The 22,171-nt window shown below is 38.1% G+C and carries 12 protein-coding genes; 11 read left to right on the top strand and 1 reads right to left on the bottom strand.

What is annotated here, in order from left to right; genetic code table 11:
• Nucleotides 1–9 precede the first annotated feature (9 nt).
• The 11 genes from EMTOL_RS14875 to EMTOL_RS14825 all read left to right on the top strand — a co-directional run bounded on the left by EMTOL_RS14875 (nt 10) and on the right by EMTOL_RS14825 (nt 19,763).
• Complete coding sequence (locus EMTOL_RS14875; protein ID WP_015030133.1) at nt 10–1,716, top strand: hypothetical protein; 1,707 nt, start codon at nt 10–12, stop codon at nt 1,714–1,716.
• 14 nt (nt 1,717–1,730) lie between these two features.
• Entirely contained in the window at nt 1,731–4,097 is a 2,367-nt protein-coding gene (locus EMTOL_RS14870) for a GH92 family glycosyl hydrolase (RefSeq protein WP_015030132.1), read from the top strand.
• A 10-nt stretch (nt 4,098–4,107) separates the two neighbouring features.
• On the top strand, nt 4,108–5,616 hold the full coding sequence (locus tag EMTOL_RS14865; protein ID WP_015030131.1) for an alpha/beta hydrolase-fold protein: 1,509 nt from the start codon (nt 4,108–4,110) through the stop codon (nt 5,614–5,616).
• 18 nt (nt 5,617–5,634) lie between these two features.
• Entirely contained in the window at nt 5,635–7,632 is a 1,998-nt protein-coding gene (locus tag EMTOL_RS14860) for an NPCBM/NEW2 domain-containing protein (RefSeq protein ID WP_015030130.1), read from the top strand.
• Between the two features lie 13 nt (nt 7,633–7,645).
• A complete protein-coding gene (locus tag EMTOL_RS14855; RefSeq protein ID WP_015030129.1) occupies nt 7,646–9,895 on the top strand; it encodes a DUF7133 domain-containing protein in 2,250 nt (749 codons plus the stop codon).
• 69 nt (nt 9,896–9,964) lie between these two features.
• Nucleotides 9,965–11,983, top strand: a complete 2,019-nt coding sequence (locus EMTOL_RS14850; protein ID WP_015030128.1) for an NPCBM/NEW2 domain-containing protein — start codon at nt 9,965–9,967, stop codon at nt 11,981–11,983.
• 12 nt (nt 11,984–11,995) lie between these two features.
• Nucleotides 11,996–13,552: an arylsulfatase gene (locus tag EMTOL_RS14845; RefSeq protein WP_015030127.1), complete on the top strand. Its 1,557-nt coding sequence runs from the start codon at nt 11,996–11,998 to the stop codon at nt 13,550–13,552.
• 16 nt (nt 13,553–13,568) lie between these two features.
• The gene (locus EMTOL_RS14840; RefSeq protein ID WP_015030126.1) at nt 13,569–15,113 is read left to right on the top strand and encodes a DUF8769 domain-containing protein; all 1,545 of its coding nucleotides are present in this window, start codon (nt 13,569–13,571) and stop codon (nt 15,111–15,113) included.
• 5 nt (nt 15,114–15,118) lie between these two features.
• Nucleotides 15,119–15,961, top strand: a complete 843-nt coding sequence (locus EMTOL_RS14835) for a ceramidase domain-containing protein (protein WP_015030125.1) — start codon at nt 15,119–15,121, stop codon at nt 15,959–15,961.
• Nucleotides 15,958–18,207 (top strand): DUF7133 domain-containing protein, encoded by a 2,250-nt coding sequence (locus EMTOL_RS14830; protein WP_015030124.1) that lies wholly within the window; start codon nt 15,958–15,960, stop codon nt 18,205–18,207. The genes EMTOL_RS14835 and EMTOL_RS14830 overlap by 4 nt, the downstream gene beginning before the upstream one ends.
• Nucleotides 18,208–18,254: 47 nt before the next feature.
• The gene (locus EMTOL_RS14825; protein ID WP_015030123.1) at nt 18,255–19,763 is read left to right on the top strand and encodes a sulfatase family protein; all 1,509 of its coding nucleotides are present in this window, start codon (nt 18,255–18,257) and stop codon (nt 19,761–19,763) included.
• Nucleotides 19,764–19,820: 57 nt separating this feature from the next.
• Here the strand turns inward: EMTOL_RS14825 and nadE are convergent, their stop codons facing one another.
• On the bottom strand, nt 19,821–21,848 hold the full coding sequence (gene nadE / locus EMTOL_RS14820; RefSeq protein WP_015030122.1) for an NAD(+) synthase: 2,028 nt from the start codon (nt 21,846–21,848) through the stop codon (nt 19,821–19,823).
• Nucleotides 21,849–22,171: the final 323 nt, after the last annotated feature.

Below are 22,171 nucleotides of genomic sequence, written 5' to 3'. Positions count from 1 at the left end.
CTACCACCCATGAATAGAAGAAATTTTGTAGCAATGGGAGCTACTTCGCTTTGTGCCTTGCCTTTCGTTGGTTTTAGTTCAATTCAACAAAAATCAGCAACTAAACCCACTTGGCTACTTGAATGGATTAAAATTCATGACCAACAATTACTTAGTTTCAAGACATTTAAAGTGACTGACCCATCGCACAAATACGTGGGTGGTTACATGGATGATGTGGAAATTCCAAATCCACATTCAACGAGTGGTTTTATTGGCAAGGCTTGTATGCTGATGTCGTGTCCAGAGTCTTCGTTTTATCAATCAAACGAGGTTTTGAAAGATGTAGAAGCTGCTACCAAAGCAATGCTTCAATTTCAGCACAGCGATGGAACGATTGATTTGTTAGCAACTAATTTTCATTCAACGCCCGATACTGCTTTTATTTTAGAAAACATGGTTCCTGCCTACAAGTTTCTAAAACAATCAAATACCAAAGGTGCTGATAATACCCTTGATTTATTACAGAAATTTCTAAAAAATGCGGGAGGAGGCCTAATTGTGGGCGGTATTCACACTCCAAACCACCGTTGGGTAGTTTCTGCAGCTCTAACAAAATTAAATGAGTTATTTCCTGATAAACGCTATCTCAATCGTATTGACCAATGGCTTGCCGAACATATTGATTTAGACCCAGATGGACAATATACCGAAAAGAGTACCAATAGCTACTCTCCTATTGTTAATCGCTCGTTGATAATTATGGCTAAGGGACTTAACAAGCCCGAACTTTTAGAGCCTGTGCTGAAAAACCTCGAAATGACCCTGTACTACGTTCATCCTAATGGCGAGGTCGTTACGGAAGCATCAAACCGACAAGATAAAGGAACAATCGGTAATATGTCGAAATATTATTATTGCTACCGTTTTATGGCATTGCAAAAAAACAATGGTCAAATGGCAGCAATGGCTCGACAAATTGAAAGAACCAGTACAAAAGAGCAACTGGCGGCTTATCTCGACTATTTTTTAGAAGACCCAACACTTTGGAAGGAATTACCAGCCGATAAGCCTTTACCAGTCAGCTACGCAAAGGCATTTCCATACTCGGGCGTGGTGCGTATCCGACGTAATAATTGGGATACTACCATTCTATCAAACAACACGGGTTGGCTTACTTTTCATAAAGGCAATGCCGTTTTGCAAGCTATGCGAGTAGCAGCTTCGTTTTTTGGTAAAGGTCAATTTCAATCAGAAAAAATCGAACAACAAGGCGATACTTGGGTTTTGCAAAAATCGCTCGAAGGCCCTTATTATCAACCACTTGACAAAGATAAAATATCTCCCGATGGCGACTTGGACAAAATGCCAAGGACGCTCCGTAAGCAAAGTGAAATCCAACAGTTAGGGACAGTTGTAAAGATAAAAGAGACAGAAAATGGCCTTGAAATCGAAATCAGTATGAGCGGCACCGATGGGGTTCCAGTTTCACTTGAATTAATTTTTCGAGCAGGTGGTACGTTTTCGGGAGTAGTAAAGTCAACAAAAAAAGATAATGCTTATCTTTTTTCTGAGCAAAAAGGCTCTTATACCGTAGGTAATGATAGTATTCATTTTAGTTCGGGGAAGCTCGAACATAAGAATATTATCTTGCGTGGAGCATTGCCCCCATTAGAAGCCCCAACCGTTTATCTGACAGGATTTACTCCTTTCAAACACACCATTAAACTTTCATAAATTCAAAATTAATAATGAAAAGATTTTTAGTATTTTTTCTGTTTATTTCAAGTTACGTTTTTGCTCAAAAGGCAAAGGTTGAACCAGTTGATTTGGTATATCCATTGGTAGATGCCGCCAATTCTCGTTGGTTTTTCTTCAATTCGGCCACTCGCCCTTTTGGGATGGTCAATCTTAGCCCCGATAATGCCATTGATGCCGACTGGAACGCTGGCTATCGCTACGAAAAAGACAGTATTAAGTGCTTTAGTCATGTGCATGGATGGCAGTTATCTGGCATTCCTGTAATGCCTACCACTGGAGAATTTAAAGGTCATTTAGGTTCAAGCAGATATGGTTCTAAGTTTTCACACAAAACCGAAATTATCAAAGCTGGCTATCATAAAGTTGTTTTAGATGCTTATGGAATAACTGCCGAACTCACTTCAACCACCCGAGTAGGTTTTCATAAATATACATTCCCAAAATCAGCAAAAAGCCAAATTCTCTTTGATTTTTCAACATTTCTTGGCCCTTCTGATACCCAAAAAGGCTTTATAAAAAAAGTGAATAATCAAGAAATAGAAGGCTATGCCATCATGGCTCCTACGATTCGCCGTCCAAAAACGTTAACTGTTTTTTTTGTGGCACAGTTTGATAAACCTTTCGACTCTCTAAAAGGCTGGAGAAGAGGTCAGTTAGAAGAAGTAAATAGTAGCATTGAAGGCGAAAAAATTGGGGCATACATAAACTTTACGACACAAACAGGTGAAGTTAGAAAAATGAAAGTAGCCATCTCGTATGTGAGTGAAGAGCAAGCCCGATTGAATCTAACGAGTGAGTTGCCACATTGGGATTTTGAAAAAACCGTCAAAGAAAGCCGTGAGGAATGGAATAAATGGCTTAGCAGAATAGAAATTGAAGGAGGAACAGACACCGAAAAACGTCGCTTTTATACGGATTTGTGGCACGCTTTGCAAGGAAGACGTATTATTTCAGATGTAAATGGTAAATATTCTGATATGACGGGACCCGAACGCAGAATTGGACAAATTCCGCTCGATAAAAATGGTAAACCAACCTACAATCACCATAATTCGGATTCGTTTTGGGGGGCACAATGGACAATCAATACTCTCTGGCATTTAGTATATCCAGAAGTTACCGAATCGTTTATCAACTCGATGGTCATGATGTATCAAGATGGTGGACTCATTCCTCGTGGTCCTGCGGGAGGTAATTACACCTACGTAATGACGGGTGCAGCCACTACCCCATTTATTGTAAGTGCCTACATGAAAGGAATCAAGGGTTTTAATATTGAAAAAGCGTATGAAGGTTTACGAAAAAATCATTTTCCTGGTGGAATGATGAGTAAAGCAGGCTACGAACACAACACTTTCAAAGGCGGTGGTATTGAATACTACATGGAACGAGGCTATGTGCCACACCCAATTAGTAACATTAAATATGGTTTTCATCAAGATGGTTCTACCCAAACGCTCGAATACGCCTATCAAGATTATACATTGGCACAAATGGCAAAAAAACTGGGCAAAAATGAAGATTATGAGCTATTTATGAAGCGTGCAACCAACTATAAAAATATTTGGAATGCTGATATTGGTTGGATGTGGAACCGCACACTCGACGGCAAATGGGCCGAACCAGTGGATATTCTACGCTACGATAATGGTTGGGAAGAAGGAAATGCCGCACAATATGTTTGGTTTGTGCCGCACGATGTGCAAGGCTTAATAAATTTAATGGGAAGCAGAGAAGCATTTACTACAAAGCTTAATTCTTCGTTTGAAAAAGCACAAAAACACGATTTTGTTTCGGGGAAATCGCACGATAAAGAAACTTTAGAGGAATTACGCCGAGTGTATATCAACTATGGTAATCAGCCGAGTATTCAAACAGCTTATTTGTTTAACTACGCTGGTTCGCCGTGGTTGACGCAATATTGGTCAAGACAAGTAATCGACAAGGTTTATAGTGGACTTTCACCCCAATTTGGTTACAGTGGCGATGAGGACCAAGGACTCATGGGAAGTTTGGCGGTTTTAATGAAATCGGGGATTTTCTCAACCAATGGCGGTACTTCACCCGACCCGTTCTACGAAATTAGTAGTCCGATTTTCAAAAAAATTACATTTCACTTAAATCCGAAGTATTATTCTGGCAAAACATTTACAATTGAGGCCAAGAATAATTCATCAAAAAACCTTTATATCCAGTCGGCTAAACTAAACGATAAAGCCTTAGAAAAACCTTGGATTCTGCACGAAACAGTTATAAAAGGCGGAAAATTAACCTTAGATATGGGAGCAAATCCTAATAAAAACTGGGGTAGTAAGCCTGAGCAAGCACCACCATCAATGACCACTAATTTAAAGTGATAGATTTTAAATGAAAAAGAAGAACATCGTTTTTTTGTTGCTCTTATTTGTACCAATTCTCGTACAAGCTCAAGACCTCGTATCTTGGCGTGTAAACATTGCGATTGCTCCTGAAACTAGAAAATCATTTATCAAAGGTGGGCGATTAATTCTACACGTAACCAAGCAACATGAGCGAGAGCCTCGGCTTCGCTCAGAAATTGCCTTCGGTGTAACGCCCCAGAATTGGGAGACAAATTCAGCTTTTTTGCTGGACTCCAAAAATAAAAATGTTTTAAATATTGGCTTAGATAAACTAAAACCAAATGCTACTGATAAGTATTATTTTCAGGTAGTTTACAAACAAAACATTGAAGATGGCCAAGAGAATGTTGCAGGAAATCTGTATAGTAATATAGATTCGGTGTTGTTTTCTAACAACCTTCAACTGAATCTTACACTCAATCAAATTATTCAGCCAACGAGTATAATTAAGCATCAATTTGTAACCGCAGTTGAGATAAAGAGCAAAATACTTTCAGAGTTTTCGGGTAAACCTCGTTTTTTGAAGGCTTCAATCTTATTGCCATCGGGTTATTTTGAAAATCCTGACAAAACTTATCCGATTTGCTACCGAGCAGCAGGGCTAAACGGACGCTACACGGCCATCAACGGAATAGTCAATAACAAAGATTTTTCGGATTGGTGGTTTAGTAAAAACGCACCACAAATCATCTACGTTTTTCTTGATTCGCAAGGCCCTTACGGCGATACCTACCAAGTTGATTCCGAGAATAATGGCCCTTGTGGCAAAGCACTGCTTGAAGAATTAATTCCAGAAATCGAAAGGCAAGTTCGCTATAAATCCGAATCAAAAATGCGTTTTCTGACAGGAAATTCTACTGGAGGCTGGGTATCGCTAGCTCTGCAAATCTTTTATCCTGATTTTTTTGATGGCACGTGGTCATATAGCCCAGACCCCGTTGATTTTGAACACTACGGACTCATTAATATCTATCAAGATGAATCTATTTTTTTTAATCGCTATGGCTATTTACAACCAGGCCGAAGAACAATTTATGGAGAACCAACTTTCTCGATGAAAGATTGGATTGCAGGAGAAAACCTCAATAGTCGAACAGGTAATTATTTAGTTTCTGGTGGTCAGTTTGGAGCCTATAATGCCGTATTTGGCCCAAAAGGAGCGAATAATTTACCTTCACTAATGTTTGACCCATTCACGGGAAAAATCGACCATACCATTGCTAAACAATGGGAGAAGTATGATTTGAAAAAGGTTTTAGAGAAAAACTGGCCAACACTTGGCCCAAAGCTACAAGGCAAAATATGGATTTGGATGGGCGATATGGATGGACTTTACTCAAATGTTGCCACAAGGTTTCTACAAAAGTTTTTAGATAAAACCGAAAATCCTAAATCAGATGCAAAAGTTTCATTTACTGCTATGGCAGGGCATGGACAAGAATGGAGCGATAAGGCTGTTTTGACTTTGATTGCCAATAAAATTGCGAAAAAATAACGGTTCATTACACATCACATGAATAAGATAATCATTTTTCTTGCCGTATTGGGGCTATATACACACAGCTTTGCCCAAACAAAATCTATTTGGCTCGATGACTTGAAAATTAAATCATTTTCAGAGGGAATTCCTGCGGTTTTAGGTAAAACCAATGCAGGCGGGGATTCAATGAAAATAAATGGTAAACTCTATAAACACGGTGTGGGTGTAAGCTCAACCAGTGTTTTATCATTTTTTTTAAATGGCCACGCCACCGAGTTTTCGGCCATGGTTGGGGTTGACGATAAAGGAGTAAAAGATTTACCACTAAAATTTTATGTAATCGGCGATAGAAAAATACTGTTTGAAAGTGGTGAAATGAAACTTGGAGATGCCCCCAAACAAGTAAAAGTAAGTCTTGTAGGCGTTAAACGCTTAGGACTTTTAGTTACGATTGAAGAAAATGGATTTAATCGTTCCTACTCCAATTGGGCAGATGCTAAGTTTGTTATGAAAGATGATTTTATTCCGCAAACGATGCCAAATACCGATGAAAAATACATTCTAACACCCAAACCTGACAAAAAGCCTAAAATTAACTCACCTAAACTTTTTGGAGCAAGACCCAATAACCCATTCCTTTATACCATTGCTGCTACGGGCGAACGACCGATGAAATTTACAGCAAAAAACTTACCACAAGGTCTTTCACTTGATTCAAAAACTGGGCAAATTACAGGAAAAGTAGCTCAAAAAGGCACTTATACAAGCACTTTAGTGGCTAAAAATGCCTTTGGCGAAATCAAAAAGGAGTTAAAAATTATCATCGGAGATACGATTGCTCTTACTCCTCCAATCGGTTGGAACGGTTGGAATTCATGGGCAAGAAACATCGACCGAGAAAAAGTAATCGCCTCGGCCGATGCCATGATAAAAATGGGACTCAACCAACATGGCTGGACGTACATAAATATTGATGATGCTTGGCAAGGGCAGCGAGGTGGCGTTTTTAATGCCATTCAACCCAACGAAAAATTTCCAAATTTCAAAGAAATGGCCGATTATATCCATAGTCAAGGGCTGAAACTTGGAGTTTATTCTACGCCCATGATAACAAGCTACGCAGGTTACATTGGCGGTTCTTCAGATTTTGTTGATGGAAAAATCACTGATTCTATCAAAAACAATAAACGAGCTTTTCGCTATGTTGGCAAATATCATTTTGAAGAAAATGATGCCAAACAAATGGCTACTTGGGGAGTAGATTATTTAAAATATGATTGGAGAATTGAAGTTCCATCGGCCGAAAGAATGTCGGCGGCTTTAAAAAACTCAGGAAGAGATATTGTTTACAGTATTTCAAATTCAGCACCCTTTTCAAATGCCAAAGATTGGGCAAAGTTAAGCAATACATTTCGTACGGGCCCCGACATCAGAGATTCTTGGTTGAGCCTTTATCTATCTGCTTTTACACTCGACAAATGGGCTCTATACGGTGGACATGGCCATTGGCTCGACCCCGACATGATGATTTTGGGCAATGTTACAACAGGCTCTGAACTTCATCCTACACGCCTTACGCCCGATGAGCAGTATAGTCATGTAAGTCTATTTAGCTTACTATCAGCACCTTTACTGATTGGCTGCCCCATTGAGCAGTTAGACGCTTTTACACTAAACCTTTTAACCAACGATGAAGTAATAGAAATCAACCAAGACCCATTGGGGAAACCCGCTAGATTAGTTTCAGATGATGATGGCATACAGATTTGGGTAAAATCATTGGAGGATGGTTCGTATGCGGTTGGGCTATTCAACATTGCTCATTTTGGAAAAACACCTGAATCATATTTCCGTTGGGGCGATGAAAAATCCACAAATTATGTCTTGAAACTCAATCAAATTGGACTTAAAGGTAATTTCCGTATAAGAGATGTCTGGCAACAGAAAGACTTGGGAAATTTTAAAAATACATTCAAAACAAGCATACCTCATCATGGAGTAATAATGCTTCGAGTATTTCCAAAAAACTAGACAATAAACAAAAATGACGACTAAAATATCATTTCAAAGAGTATTTGCCTCAATACTGATACTTTCTACATTCATTGCTGGTTTTAAAATAATTTCTTTTAACGAGCCTAAAATTTCGTTGGAAGGCTACCAAATCGAAGATGGTTTTGAACTGAGTGTCATTGCCTCTGAGTCTTTACTGAAAGCACCAGTAAGCATGGATTTTGACAATAAAGGTCGAATGTGGGTAGTTGAAATGATTGGCTATATGCCTAATCTTGAAGGTATCGGTGAAGACGAGCCCAATGGTCGAATTTCAATTTTAGAAGACCGCGACAAAAATGGAATCATTGACCATTCAAAAGTTTTTTTAGATAAACTCGTTTTACCTCGTGCAATGGCTCTTGTGTATGGAGGCCTTTTATATACAGATGGCCCAAAACTTTGGTTTGTAGAGATTAAAAATGATAAACCGGGCAAAAAAACACTCGTTGACCCAATTTACGCAGAAGGTGGGAATGTAGAACATAGCTCCAATGGACTAATGATGAATATTGATAATTGGATTTATAATGCTAATTATAATTTCAGATATCAACTAAAAAATGGAAAATGGTTGAAAGAACCAACTACTAATCGAGGTCAATGGGGGATAACACATGATAACTTCGGAAGGCTTTATTACAACAACAATAGCGTTCAACTTCAAGGCGATTTTGTTTTACCAAATAAAGTTATCAGAAATAAATACTTTAAACCTTTGATAGCTGAAGGACAAAAGCTCTCTAACAATCGAGTTTTCCCAATTCATCAAACTTCCGTAAATCGTGGTTATCAAAAAGATGTTTTAGATGAAAAAGGTTATCTCACAAACGTAACTGCCTCTTGTGGGCCATTGATTTATAGAGGTGGAGCTTTCCCCAATGCTTACCACCAAAACGCCTTTGTTTGTGTGCCAGAAGCCAATCTAATCAAACGCAATACCCTAACCTTCAACAGCACCCAAACTACTGCTAATCAAGCCATTGCTGAAAAAGAATTTATTGCATCAACCGATGAAGGATTCCGTCCAGTCAATTTATTTAATGGACCTGACGGAGCAATGTATATCGTTGATATGCACCGAGGCATTATTCAACATAAAGCTTATATTTCTCAGTATTTAACTGAAGAACTTTCCAAGAAAAAATTAGATACCCTACAAAATGCAGGACGTATTTTGAAAGTAGTAAATAAATCAACCAAACTCCATCCGATTCCAGACTTGAGCAAAGTAAACTCCAAAGATTTATTGGTATTACTAAGCCACCATAATGGCTGGTTGAGAGACCGAGCCCAACAATTATTAATTCAGAAAAAAGATATCTCAATCGTTAAAGATTTGGTAGCACTTACGCAAATCAACAACGATTATTCAACCGCTATTCATGCTCTTTATGTACTGGATGGATTAAATGCTTTGAGCTTTAAAATAATATCTGATGTCTTGACAAAATCAAAACAACCTGAAACCCTTGCTCATGCTTTAGTTCTTACTGAGCATTTTGCCCATACAACAAATTTGGCCAAGATTAAGCTTATATTTAAAGATTTACAGTCACAAAACAACGAAACAATCGACCTTTATTTAGCTATTTGCTTAAATTCTTGGCTCAAAACTGGCGACACTAGCCTTTTGTCAAATTTAGCTCAAATTGAGAAAAAATATGCCGATAAACAAGTTTTCCAAGAAGCAATAGTAAGTAGTCTTGATGGAAAGGAAGAGCAATACCTTAATACTCAGAATCCATCAGCATTATTGAAGAACAACTTGACTTTGGCAATCAGTAATCGCCAGAAAAAAGAGCTAAATCTAATTTTTGTAAAAGAGAAAAATGCAGTAGATAACCGTACTAAAGGATTACAATTATTCCGCTCAATTTGTGCGACCTGCCATGGTGCTGACGGAAAAGGCATCCAAGATTTAGCTCCACCATTGAAAGATTCAGAATACATCAATGGCTCAATGAAAAGATTAGCCTCAATTATTTTACACGGTTTAAGCGGACCAATAACTGTAAATGGAAAACAATATTTATTAAATAACGAAATGCCTGGTTTGGCCAACAACAAAGATATAAGCGACCAAGATATAGCTGATATTATTCGTTTCACACAAAATGCTTTCGCCAAAGATGGAAAAAATATTGCGGCAAGTGAAGTAAAAAAGTTGAGAGATAAAAAACCTCTAGGCGGTGGAGTATTCAGTGAAAAACAATTACTCGAAACAGATTTTGAAAAATAATCTTTAAAGAATCTAATTGTTAAACGAGACTTTAAAGAGACGATTCTCTAAGAAAAATTCAACCTAATCATGATAAAAATACCCAAACTTCTATTACTTCTTTCCTTTTTTGTGCATACGAGTATTTCGGCACAGCAGACCAAAACCGTATGGTTGGACGATTTATTGATTCAAACATTTTCTGAAGGTCTTCGCCCCGTACAAGCAAAAAAAAATTATTCAAACGATACTTTACGAATCAATGGAAAGAAGTATTCAAGAGGTTTGGGGGCTCAATCTCCTTGTGTGTTGGTCTTTTTATTAAACAAACAAGCTACTCGTTTTTCAGCATTGATTGGAACTGATGATTTAGGAAATAAAGAAATCGCCCTCACATTCTATGTAGTTGGCGATGGAAAAGTGCTATTTGCAAGTAAGGAAATGAAGATTGGCGATGACCCAATCAAAATTGACCTCAATCTTATGGGAATCAAACAACTTGGCTTGTTGGTAACCGATAAAGTAGGTGGCATTAATAATAAACGAACTTACTGCAATTGGATTGATGCACAATTGGAAATGATTGGCGATGCCAAGCCCGAACACACGGTAAACACTGATGAAAAGTATATTCTTACGCCACCGACAGGTAAAAGTCCTAAAATAAATTCAGCTAAACTTTTCGGGGCTACCCCCAACAATCCATTTCTCTACACCATAGCTGCTACTGGCGAACGGCCAATGACTTTTTCGGCCATTAACCTTCCGAGAGGCCTTGCACTTGACAAACAAACAGGCATTATTAGCGGTAAAGTAAGCGAACGTGGCACGTATCAAACTACACTCAAAGCACAAAACGTATTCGGTGAAGCAACCAAATCATTAACTATCAAGATAGGTGATACCATTGCTTTTACGCCACCCATTGGTTGGAATGGCTGGAATTCGTGGGAGGCTCACATTGATAGAGAGAAAGTAATTGCCTCAGCCGATGCAATGGTAAAAACAGGTCTGCGTGACCATGGCTGGACTTACATCAACATAGATGATGCTTGGCAAGGCGTACGTGGTGGCCCAAATTTAGCACTACAACCCAACGAAAAATTTCCAGACATAAAAGGAATGTTCGACTACATTCACTCACTTGGCTTAAAAGTAGGGCTTTATTCAACTCCTTATATTTCAAGTTATGGTGGTTATACTGGAGCTTCTTCTGATTTTGAAAAAGGTGGCGAGTCTCATCAGTCTATCATGGTCGATAGAAGAGCATTTAACCACATTGCAAAATATAGATTTGAAACAGTTGATGCCAAACAAATGGCCGATTGGGGAACTGATTTCTTGAAATATGATTGGCGTATTGATGTAAACTCTACCGAACGCATGGCTACTGCCTTGAAGCAATCGGGGCGTGATATCGTGTTTAGTATTTCAAATAACGCTCCTTTTGAGAAGGTAAACGATTGGGTAAGACTAACGAATATGTACCGAACAGGCCCAGACATTAAAGATAGCTGGACGAGCCTTTTTCTTAATACCTTCTCGCTCGATAAATGGTCTCCTTATACAGGGCATGGGCATTGGGCAGACCCCGACATGATGATTGTTGGTAAAGTTTCGATTGGCCCAATTATGCACGACACCCGCCTAACACCCGACGAACAATACAGCCACGTGAGTATTTTTAGCTTATTGGATGCCCCCCTACTCATTGGCTGCCCGATTGAACAGCTCGATGCTTTCACGCTCAATCTTTTATCTAACGATGAAGTTATCGAAATAAATCAAGACCCACTCGGCAAAGGTGGTAGGCTTTTATTGGAAGAAAATGGCATACAAGTTTGGGTAAAGCCCTTAGAAGATGGTTCCTCTGCCGTCGGACTTTTCAATACTGGAAATTATGGCAAAACGCCCGAATCTTATTTCAATTGGGGCAATGAAACAGCGAAGTCGTTTACATTTGATTTTGCGAAAGTTGGCTTGCAAGGCAAATTCAACTTACGAGATGTGTGGCGTCAGAAAAATTTAGGGACCTTTAATGGTTCTTTTAGCACCGAAATTCGTCATCATGGGGTCGTAATGCTCAGAATGTTTCCTCAAAAACGCTAAAATTCAATCGAAATGAAAACAAAATGGCAGTTTGTCACATCGTTGATAATCATTTCTTCTTTGGGGCTTATTTTATTAAGTTCTTCCAAAACTAAATTGTCTCGACCCAACATCATCATTATCATGGCTGATGACATGGGCTTCTCGGATATTGGTTGTTATGGCAGCGAAATAAGCACCCCAAATCTTGATAAATTGGCAGCTAATGGTCTAAAATTAAGAAACTTCTACAATGCTGGCCGTTGTTGTCCAACCCGTGCATCTTTGCTTACTGGTAAATATTCACATGCCGTTGGCATGGGCAACATGGTTTCTTTTGAAGACCAGAAAGTACCAAAAGACAACTATCAGGGCTATCTCGAACCAAGCGTTCCTACCATTGCCGAAGACTTGAAAAAAGTGGGTTATCATACCTATATGACAGGCAAATGGCACGTGGGCGAAAGTCCAGATTATTGGCCTTTAAAGCGTGGTTTTGAACGATATTTCGGTCTAATTTCTGGAGCTTCAAGCTATTTTGAAGTCTTACAAGAAAAACGTAAAAGATTTGTTGTCCAAGACGATAAAGAATACGTATTACCTAAAGATGGCTATTATGCAACCGATGCTTTTACCGATAAAGCTATTGAGTTTTTAGAATCGAGTGATAAGCAAAACAATCCATTTTTCTTGTATTTGGCCTATACCGCACCACATTTTCCGCTACACGCCTACGAAGAAGATATTGCTAAATACGAAAACTTCTACTTACAAGGCTGGGATAAAACCCGTACCGACCGCTTCAAAAAAATGAAACAAATTGGCTTGCTCGATAAACGTTATCAACTCACTGAGCGGCCAAATGATATTCAACCTTGGGAGGATGTTAAAGAAAAAAAATCTTGGGCAAGAAAAATGGCCGTATATGCCGCAATGATTGATAGAATGGATAAAAACATTGGAAAACTGGTTGAATACTTGAAAAAAAGCCAGCAAATAGACAATACTTTTATCATTTTCTTAGCAGATAATGGAGCCAGCCCCGAAAACGTTGATGACCGAAAACTCGGCGAACCCAATAAGCGAATTGGAGAACGAGGCTCTTATGGCACTTACGATTTCCAGTGGGCAAATGTATCGAATACGCCTTTCAAGCTTTATAAAAAATTTATGCACGAAGGCGGCATCATTAGTCCATGTATTATTCATTGGCCTGCCAAAATCAAACCTAAAAAAGAGTTCATTGATGCTCCAAGTCATGTGATTGACCTCCTACCAACCAGTCTCGAATTGGCACAAACACAGCCTTCAGACGTTCACGGTAAAAGCTTAAGCTACCTTTGGAATGGAGCAAAAATGCCTTCAAGAACACTTTTTTGGGAGCATGAAGGTAACAAAGCTATAAGAAAAGGTAACTGGAAATTAGTGAAAGAGTTGGAAGATACTGATTGGGAATTATATAACCTCGGCAACGACCCAAGCGAGACAAAAAATCTTGCAACTAAAGAGCCTAAAATACTTACCAATTTAAAGTCTGAGTATGAAGTTTGGGCAAAATCAACGGGCGTAAAAGAAGTGGTTAAGAAATAATAAACATCAACTACGTATGAAAAAATCATTAGTCATATATGTGTTTTTCGCTTTACAGTTTTTTGTTGCCAAGGCTACTGAAAACGATGATATTTACACAAAAAAATATACTTATCAAACTCTTTCGACTTATCAAAAACGTTTATTTGAAGAGGTTTTAGCTGATGAAATTCCTGCTGGAACTTCCATTGAAGACGTACTCACAGATAACACCAGCCTACGCAGCAAAACCCGATTGGCAGAAGCCCTTTTGTTTAGAAATGCCACAGGAGATAAAGAAAAAGCCGTTGTAATTTTACGTTGGATTTTAAAAAATCAATACCAAGACGAAAACACCAAAATTTACGGAATCTGGAAAACATCTATTAAAAACGATAAATTTGACCAAAATTGGCGGGAATTTATCGGTTGTGATTTGATTATTATCAGGAACAAGTTTAGAAATCTTCTTCCCGAAAATATCATCAAAGACATTGAAACGGGCATTATTCACGCAGCCAGAGGAGCTTTCAAACGAAACGTTGCTCCCGATTACACCAATATTTCAATCATGAGTGCTTTTTTGATGGAATACGTCGGGACGGAATTCGGCTTAGACGAAATCAAAAATGCGGGTTTGAAAAAAGCTCGTGATATTTTCAAGTTATACCAAACCAATAAAACTTTTAGTGAATTTAACTCCCCAACTTATTATGGCGTAACGCTGATTGGTCTTGGTTTATGGCGAGAATTCGCTTTTTCGAAAGAAATTCAAGAAATGGGTAAAGCTCTCGAAAAGGATTTTTGGCACGAAATCACTATATTTTATAATCCTATTCTAAAAAATATGCCAGGCCCGTATTTTAGAGCTTATGGCATGGACATGACCAAATATTTTGCCATTACTGGCACTTGGATTGCACTTGCAGTTGACGATGAAAAACTGGCTCCAATGCCTCTAAAGAAAGGCCCAAAATATGGCGAAATGAGCAACCTCGCCCCAATTTTTAATTTGGGTTTATCGATTCCCAAAAATGATTTGATGAAACTTAAAGCATTTTCAAAACCTCAATTTATTACCCGTAATATTCCTAATAATTACAAAGGCGATAGCATCAAGAAAGTAACTGCCATGATGAATAAAGATTGGATGATGGGTGGTTTATGGGGAAATAAAAGAGTTTGGGAACAAATAAAAACTGGAACAATTCATTGGAAAACAACCGATGGAGATATTTTTTGGCTAATGACCTTGGGCGACGGAAAAACCAATGTAAAAGTATCAGAAACTCAAATGAGTATTTTTGCCAATGAAACCCAACCCAGTAGTTTTGAGGTATTTGTTTATGCAAAAAACTTAACGAAAGAAGCATTTACACCAACGAAATGGAACTTCTCAGGCATGACACTCGGTATCAACACCACTTTAAAAATTACCCAAATTGATAGCATTGAAGATAAAAAACTACACGAAGGCTATGCAGTTTCTGACGAAATTACTGGTATTTTTAAAATAGTTTTTGAAATACCTGCCAATTGGGATATTAAAAAGCCTTTAGTTGAAATCACTCCCAAAAAATAAGCTACATGAACAAGCAATTATTTTTCAGATTTTTAGGAATAGCCTTCATTTATACCTTCGGAATGATAGCAATTTGGGCGTGTTTAAACACGTGGTTGAGCGGAAGTGTTTGGAATGGAATGACCCTAAGTAAATCGGCTTTGACAGTGGAGTATTGCGAGTTTAATAATTCAGAGGCTTTTTTTCATCAATCAATGAATACTTATTCAAATTTAGCCTATTTTTTCTTTGGTATTTTAGTCTTCCAAATTGCCCAATTTGATTTCAGAAATAAAGAAAATAACACGCAAAATAAGCTTGAAAAGTTCCCGCTTTTATCAGTATTAATGAGTTGTTGTTTTATTTATTTGAGTTTTGGAAGTGCCTTTTTTCACGCTTCACTTACCTATTTAGGGCAAAGGGTTGATATGAATGGTACTTACAGTATCTCTATTGCTTTGTTGGGAATTGGGTGGTATCATCTTCTACATAAAATCGAATTCTCAGAAATTATAAAAAAACTTTGGTTTGGTGTTTTAATCTTAATCATCATAGCTTTTCTTCCTCTTTCACTTATAATTTCAAGTAGTAAACTCTTACCTTTCATGATTTTACTACTACTAATAAGCATTGCTATTCATTATATTCAATTTCGCCAAGAAAAATCATTTATTTTGGCAATTTTAGGATTTGTTTTAATGTTTATAGCGGTTAAAATTCGTACTTTAGATGTACAAAAAATCAACTGTGATCCTCATTCACTTTACCAAGGTCATGCAATATGGCATTTACTTACAGCTATGAGTAGTTTTTGCAGTTACGCATTTTTTAGATTTTCAAAAATTCAACCTCTACAAACAAAACTATGAAAATTAATTACCTGATATTCAGCTTATTGACCTTTTTAGGCCTATCCTATTTTTCCAAATTTCAAGAAACCAACTCTGAAATAAACTTACAATTTGGTGTAACTGATAGTCTTAAGTCCATAACCCCTCCCCTACTTTCGCCCGAACAAAGTCGCTTAGCATTTCGTGTTCCTGAGGGCTATCATATGGAACTGGTTGCAAGCGAACCCATGATTGCAGAACCAGTGGCCATTGCTTGGGACGGAAACGCCCGAATGTATGTTGCTCAAATGGAAACTTATACGCAGGATGCGGATGGTACAGGCACAAAAGAAAAAAGAAGTCGTGTGATGCTACTTGAAGACACAGATAATGACGGAAAAATAGATAAAAGTTCGGTTTTTATCAAAGACCTACTTTTACCACGTATGATTTTGTGCGTAAATCACGAGCTTTTGGTCAATGAAACCGATACGTATGATATTTACAGCTATAAAGATACTAATGGCGATGGGATAGCTGATGTAAAAAAGCCTGCCTACATTTTAGGGAAAGTTGCAGGTGGAAATTTGGAGCATCAAAGAAGTGGCTTAGACTGGAATCTGGATAATTATATCTATCAGACCTACGATGCCGTTCGTTTTAGATACAAAAATGGTGTACTAAAACCCGATTCTATGCCAAGTGGCTCGAATGGTCAATGGGGACTTACACACGATAATTACGGAAGATTATTTTTTAGCCGTGCAGGTGGCGAAAACGCAGGAAGTGGTTTTCAAATTAACCCTAAATATGGCCAGTTAGAGTTTTCGGATGCTTACAATGAGGAAAAATTCAACCGTATTTACCCAATCATTGCTACGCCCGATGTACAAGGTGGAAAACCACGTCTAAATCCAGATAGTACATTGAATCACTTCACTGCCGCCAACGGGCAATCTATCTTTAGAGGCGACCGTCTTCCAGCCGACTTAGTTGGCGATTATCTCATCAACGAACCCGTTGCTCGTATCATTCGCCGTGCTAAAGTCATTAATAATCAAGGTAAAACCCAGCTCGAAAACGTTTACGACAAAAAAGAGTTTATTGCCAGCACTGACTTTTATTTCCGTCCAACCAATACTTATACTGGCCCTGATGGGTGTCTCTATATCGTGGACATGAACAGAGGCATTATTCAAGAATCAAACTGGACTCCGAAAGGCTCTTTTCTTCGAGGTAAAATAGATTATTATGGTATTGGCAAAGTTAACCAACGAGGCAGAATTTGGCGTTTAGTGCACGATGATTATAAAAGAGGGCCTCAGCCAAAAATGCTAGATGTACCAGCAAAATCTCTGTTAGCATACTTAGACCACCCCAACGGTTGGTGGCGAGACAATGCCCAAAAGCAAATTATTATCTTAGAGGATAAATCGGTAGTTCCTGCATTAAAGGCAATGGCTTCAGGCAAAAATGGAACATCGGCACTCGGAAGAATTCACGCATTATGGACACTCGAAGGTTTGAATGCGATTGATAGACCAATCATTTATACCGCTTTGAAAGACCCTGACCCACAAGTTAGAAAAACAGCTATTTGGATTTCGGAAATCTTTTTGAAGCAAAACGACCAAGCCATGATGGCCACCATCGGTAAAATGATAAACGATGAAAATTATGACATTAAAACTCAGATTTTACTTTCGTTGGGGTCGAATAAAAGTGTATTAGCAAAGCAAATTGTGGAAGAAATTCTGACACAAAACGCCAATAATCAGATGATTACGAGCGTAAAAAAGAGCATTGATAAAAACGAAGATGCCAAGATTTATGGCATAAAACTGGCAGGATTTACTGCTCCCGAGCGAAAATTGATTTTGGCAGGGGGCGAAATCTACAAATCACTTTGTTCGGCATGTCATGGTGCTGATGGAAAAGGTTTACCCACCAATGCTGCTCCTGCTTTAAGAGGAGCAAAACACATCAACGCCGATAAAGATATTGCAATTCGAATCCTGATGAATGGTTTGAAAGGCCCAATTGAAGGCAAATCTTACCCAAGTGTGATGTTGGCCATGAATGATAACTCTGATGAATGGATTGCTTCAGTAGTGAGTTATATCCGCTACGAATTTGTTGGAACATCGATGCGAGTGGGCAAAGGAAGACAATCGGCAGTTGTACAAGTGGCTGATGTAAAGAAAATTAGAGAGCAGCACTCAGCAAAAACCGAACCTTGGACAATAGAAGAACTGGAACAACTTTCTACACCTCCGAGTCAATAAAATCGATTTCACTTTGCTCTCTTTTAACCCAATTACCAGAAATAAACATGAAAAAAAAAGTTATTATTCTTATATTACTATGTTTCAGTATTACAAGAAGTTTTGCCCAAAAACCAAACATAATATATATCCTTGCCGATGATTTGGGTATTGGTGATGTATCAGTTTATAACCCAGAAAGTAAAATCCAAACGCCAAACATTGACCAATTGGCTCAACATGGTGTAAAATTTACTGATGCCCACACCACCTCTGCTGTTTGCACGCCTACTCGCTATGGAATTATGACTGGACGTTATAACTGGCGGACTACACTAAAAAAAGGTGTACTCCATGGGTATGATACACCACTAATTGACCCGAAAAGAGAAACAGTTGCTTCGTTCTTGCAAAAACAAGGCTACAAAACAGGTATTGTGGGAAAATGGCATTTGGGATGGAATTGGGGAAACATTGAGGCTGGTGAGAAAAATGTAGATTTCACGAAGCATGTTCGAAATAGCCCTAATACAAATGGTTTTGATTATTCGTTTTGCATTCCTGCATCACTCGATATGCCTCCGTATGCTTACGTAGAAAACGGTTTCTGCACGGCAATTCCGAAAGATACTTGTATCGGAAGAAAAGGTATTGAATTATTTCGTGCAGGTATTATCGCTCCTGATTTTCAGCCAGAAGAAGTTTTAGGAAAATTTACTGAAAAAGCACTTAGTTTCATTAACCAAAACTCCAATAAGGAGAAACCATTTTTCCTTTATTTTCCACTGGCGGCACCACATACGCCTATTTTACCTATTGGTAAGTTTGTAGGCAAAAGTAATGTTTCGCCTTATGCAGATTTTGTTTTGATGGTAGATGATGTAGTCCGACAAGTTGTTGAAGCATTGAAAAAAAATAGTGTTTATGAAAATACCATGATTGTTTTTGCTTCTGATAATGGTTTCGCCAATCCTGCTGATTTGAAAGCACAACTAAGTAAAGGGCATAATCCTTCAATGATGTATCGAGGTCTAAAAACTGATATTTTTGAAGGAGGACACCATGTTCCATTCATTGTTTCGTGGAAAAATACAATCAAAGCACCTAAAGTAAGTAAACAATTAGTATGTACAACTGACTTCTTTCAGACAGTCGCCGAGCTTACTAAACAAAAATTAGCAGATAATGTAGCCGAAGATAGTTTTAGCTTTCTGAGTGAGGTAACAGGAAAAAAGTCAACTTATGATGCTCGAAAATCGGTCATTCATCATTCATCTGATGGCTTCTTTGCAATACGTAAAGATAATTGGAAATTGATAATGTGTTCGCATTCGGGCGGAAATGGAAAACCCAAAGAAACCAGCGAAGAAGCCAAAACACTTCCTCCAATTCAACTTTATAATTTAGCTACGGATATTGGAGAAACACAAAATGTATATGCTCAAAACCCTGAAATAGTGAAAGAATTGACCAATTTGCTCACTAAGCAGATTCAAGATGGCCGCAGTACAAAAGGTAAACTTCAAACCAACGATGGACCTACTTACTGGAATCAGTTAAATTGGTTGGGTAAATAATTTAAACTAAAAAGTTTCGTGGTAAAACTTTACTACGAAACTTTTTAATCGTATTCATTAAAACCCAATCCTTCCTCTCGATTTTCGGCGGTCGCCTTTTTCGAGATATTCTCGCATATCAGCCAGTTCTTTTTCAAACCCACCCGATAAAATCGGGAATCGACACCAACCTCGTGGGTCGAGGTTATAGCTATCTAAATGAAAACTCGGAGCATAACGCTCTCGCTTCCATTGATTTCTGCTCCACATTCTAAAGAATTTCTCTACCCAATTGGCCAAAGTTGAGCGTTCGAAACGGCCTTCGTAGAGTGCTTCCATAAACAATAAACATTCTAATGGTGGCTTCTTATCTCTTATAGCAGCACCTTCGATTGAGTTTAGCACTTCATAAGGCATCAAATCTTTCTCGTCCGTTTGCTTCGTTTCGAGCGGACGAAGCTCGGCAGTTGGTTGTAGGCTATTTACTTTGTTTAAACCTTCAATCTTGATATGCTTGCCCTTTACATCGCAACCAATGGTTTCCAACCAAACCAACCATTTTTTCAACCAAAACTTATCAATTCCCGCAATTGGGTTGATACTTCCTGCCGTATCTCCATCCATTGTGCAGTAGCCTACGGCTACTTCTGAACGGTTTGAGGTGGCAATCAATAAATGGTTATAGAGATTCGTTAGCAACCAAACACTTGGAGCACGTACACGAGCTTGAATATTTTGAAGTGGTAAATCATCTGTCTCCCACGTAAGATTTCGGCCTATTTGTTGTTCAACCAAATCTTTGTACGACTCTACTAAACCATTAATATTTACATTATAAAACGTTGCACCTATACTTTTGGCCAAACTTTCTGCTGACTCATAAGTATCACTCGAACTGTTTTCGGTACCTTGATAAATACTATGTATTAGTTCTTTTGTTAGTTCTTCTACCGACTGGCAATTTTGTATTTTTTTAATATGGGAAAGTTTTTGTTTGAAAGCTTCTAAACCGATACTTTCCTCAGCCAAACGAATCATTAAGCCACAAAGAGCCACACAAGCACAAGAATCTGCACCACCTGAAAGTGAAATAGTAAAACCTTGCGAACGTGATTTTCGGAGATAATCAAATAAGGCCAAACTTACAGCACGAGCAAATTCCTCTTCTTTTAAATATCCTCCACGTTCAAATTTCTCTAATTCGGCAATTTGTGGAGCAACTGGCTTCACTTCAGGCCAATCGAAAAGTGCTTGAACTTTCCAATTACCTTGTCCAAGCGGCGATTTTACTTGAGAATGGTTCACCTTTGGTGCTTCAATATCAATGACAGCCGAAGTTACGTAGAAATCAGCGTAACCAAATCGTGGAGATGAAACCAGTAAGTTTCCATCAGATGCAATCATTGAATCTCCATCAAAAATTAAGCGACCTGATTCATTACCTAGTAGATTTGTATAAATATAACTACATGAAAATGAGCGACTTCCATCTATCACAAAACGCTCACGAGTGACAAACTTAGAAAATGAAAAAGGACTCGCACTTGGATTCAGTAAAATATCTACCCCTCTATCGAACATTGCACGTCCTGGGCGATTAGCCACCCATGCATCTTCACATATCTCAAATCCTATTCTTACACCACTCAATTCAAAAACTAAATCGCCAATTGGATAACGAAATTCATCAATTTCGATTTCATCACGCATACCCGCAGGCCAACGATGGAACCAACGGTCTTCATAAAACACACCATAATTTGGTAAATGCTGCTTGCAAACAAAACCCAAGATTTTCTTATTAGCTATTAGACAAGCCGTATTATAGATTTTATTGTTGAAACGAATAGGCATACCCACCGAAACAATCATTCCAGAGGTATGTTGTACAATTTCAAGAAGGCTTTCTTTGGCTTGTTCGACCAAATCCCATGAGTAGAAGGCATCTTCACAACCATAGCCTGTAATACATAATTCTGGCAAACACAAAAGGCTAACATTTTGCTTATCAGCCTCTTTAATACAATCAATAATATTTTTTTGGTTCAGCTCCCAAGCTAATGGCGTTTGGTTCAGCGTACCAGCTGCTACTTTTATAAGTTTCATTAAATCAATGAGTGAATGAGTGAATTGACAAATGAGTAAATGTTCTCGCTCATCAGTTTTTTACTCTGTTTTAAAATCTAAAAATCTATTCAAGTCTTTGCAAATATAACAAAATCTCTCACCTTCAAGTTTAAAGCCGACAGCTTAATTGATTATTAACTTTTTTACAAATTCAACAATAATGTAAATCTTCAATGAAATGAAGCAATATGTTTTATTTCTTATAATTATTTAATTAAGAATTAAATCTAAATATTCTTAAACTCCAACGCACATTATTATATTTTCTGTAGGTCAATATTCATAGAAAAAATTGTTATTCA

The sequence above is a fragment of the Emticicia oligotrophica DSM 17448 genome, assembly GCF_000263195.1.
In the GTDB taxonomy this organism is placed as follows: domain Bacteria; phylum Bacteroidota; class Bacteroidia; order Cytophagales; family Spirosomataceae; genus Emticicia; species Emticicia oligotrophica.
This window is presented reverse-complemented; position numbering and strand designations above follow the sequence as displayed.

Bases quoted from the DNA above. Each gene is read 5' to 3' on its own strand.
- EMTOL_RS14875 (WP_015030133.1), top strand. From the start codon at position 10: ATGAATAGAAGAAATTTTGTAGCAATGGGAGCTACTTCGCTTTGTGCC.
- EMTOL_RS14870 (WP_015030132.1), top strand. From the start codon at position 1,731: ATGAAAAGATTTTTAGTATTTTTTCTGTTTATTTCAAGTTACGTTTTT.
- EMTOL_RS14865 (WP_015030131.1), top strand. From the start codon at position 4,108: ATGAAAAAGAAGAACATCGTTTTTTTGTTGCTCTTATTTGTACCAATT.
- EMTOL_RS14860 (WP_015030130.1), top strand. From the start codon at position 5,635: ATGAATAAGATAATCATTTTTCTTGCCGTATTGGGGCTATATACACAC.
- EMTOL_RS14855 (WP_015030129.1), top strand. From the start codon at position 7,646: ATGACGACTAAAATATCATTTCAAAGAGTATTTGCCTCAATACTGATA.
- EMTOL_RS14850 (WP_015030128.1), top strand. From the start codon at position 9,965: ATGATAAAAATACCCAAACTTCTATTACTTCTTTCCTTTTTTGTGCAT.
- EMTOL_RS14845 (WP_015030127.1), top strand. From the start codon at position 11,996: ATGAAAACAAAATGGCAGTTTGTCACATCGTTGATAATCATTTCTTCT.
- EMTOL_RS14840 (WP_015030126.1), top strand. From the start codon at position 13,569: ATGAAAAAATCATTAGTCATATATGTGTTTTTCGCTTTACAGTTTTTT.
- EMTOL_RS14835 (WP_015030125.1), top strand. From the start codon at position 15,119: ATGAACAAGCAATTATTTTTCAGATTTTTAGGAATAGCCTTCATTTAT.
- EMTOL_RS14830 (WP_015030124.1), top strand. From the start codon at position 15,958: ATGAAAATTAATTACCTGATATTCAGCTTATTGACCTTTTTAGGCCTA.
- EMTOL_RS14825 (WP_015030123.1), top strand. From the start codon at position 18,255: ATGAAAAAAAAAGTTATTATTCTTATATTACTATGTTTCAGTATTACA.
- nadE (WP_015030122.1), bottom strand. From the start codon at position 21,848: ATGAAACTTATAAAAGTAGCAGCTGGTACGCTGAACCAAACGCCATTA.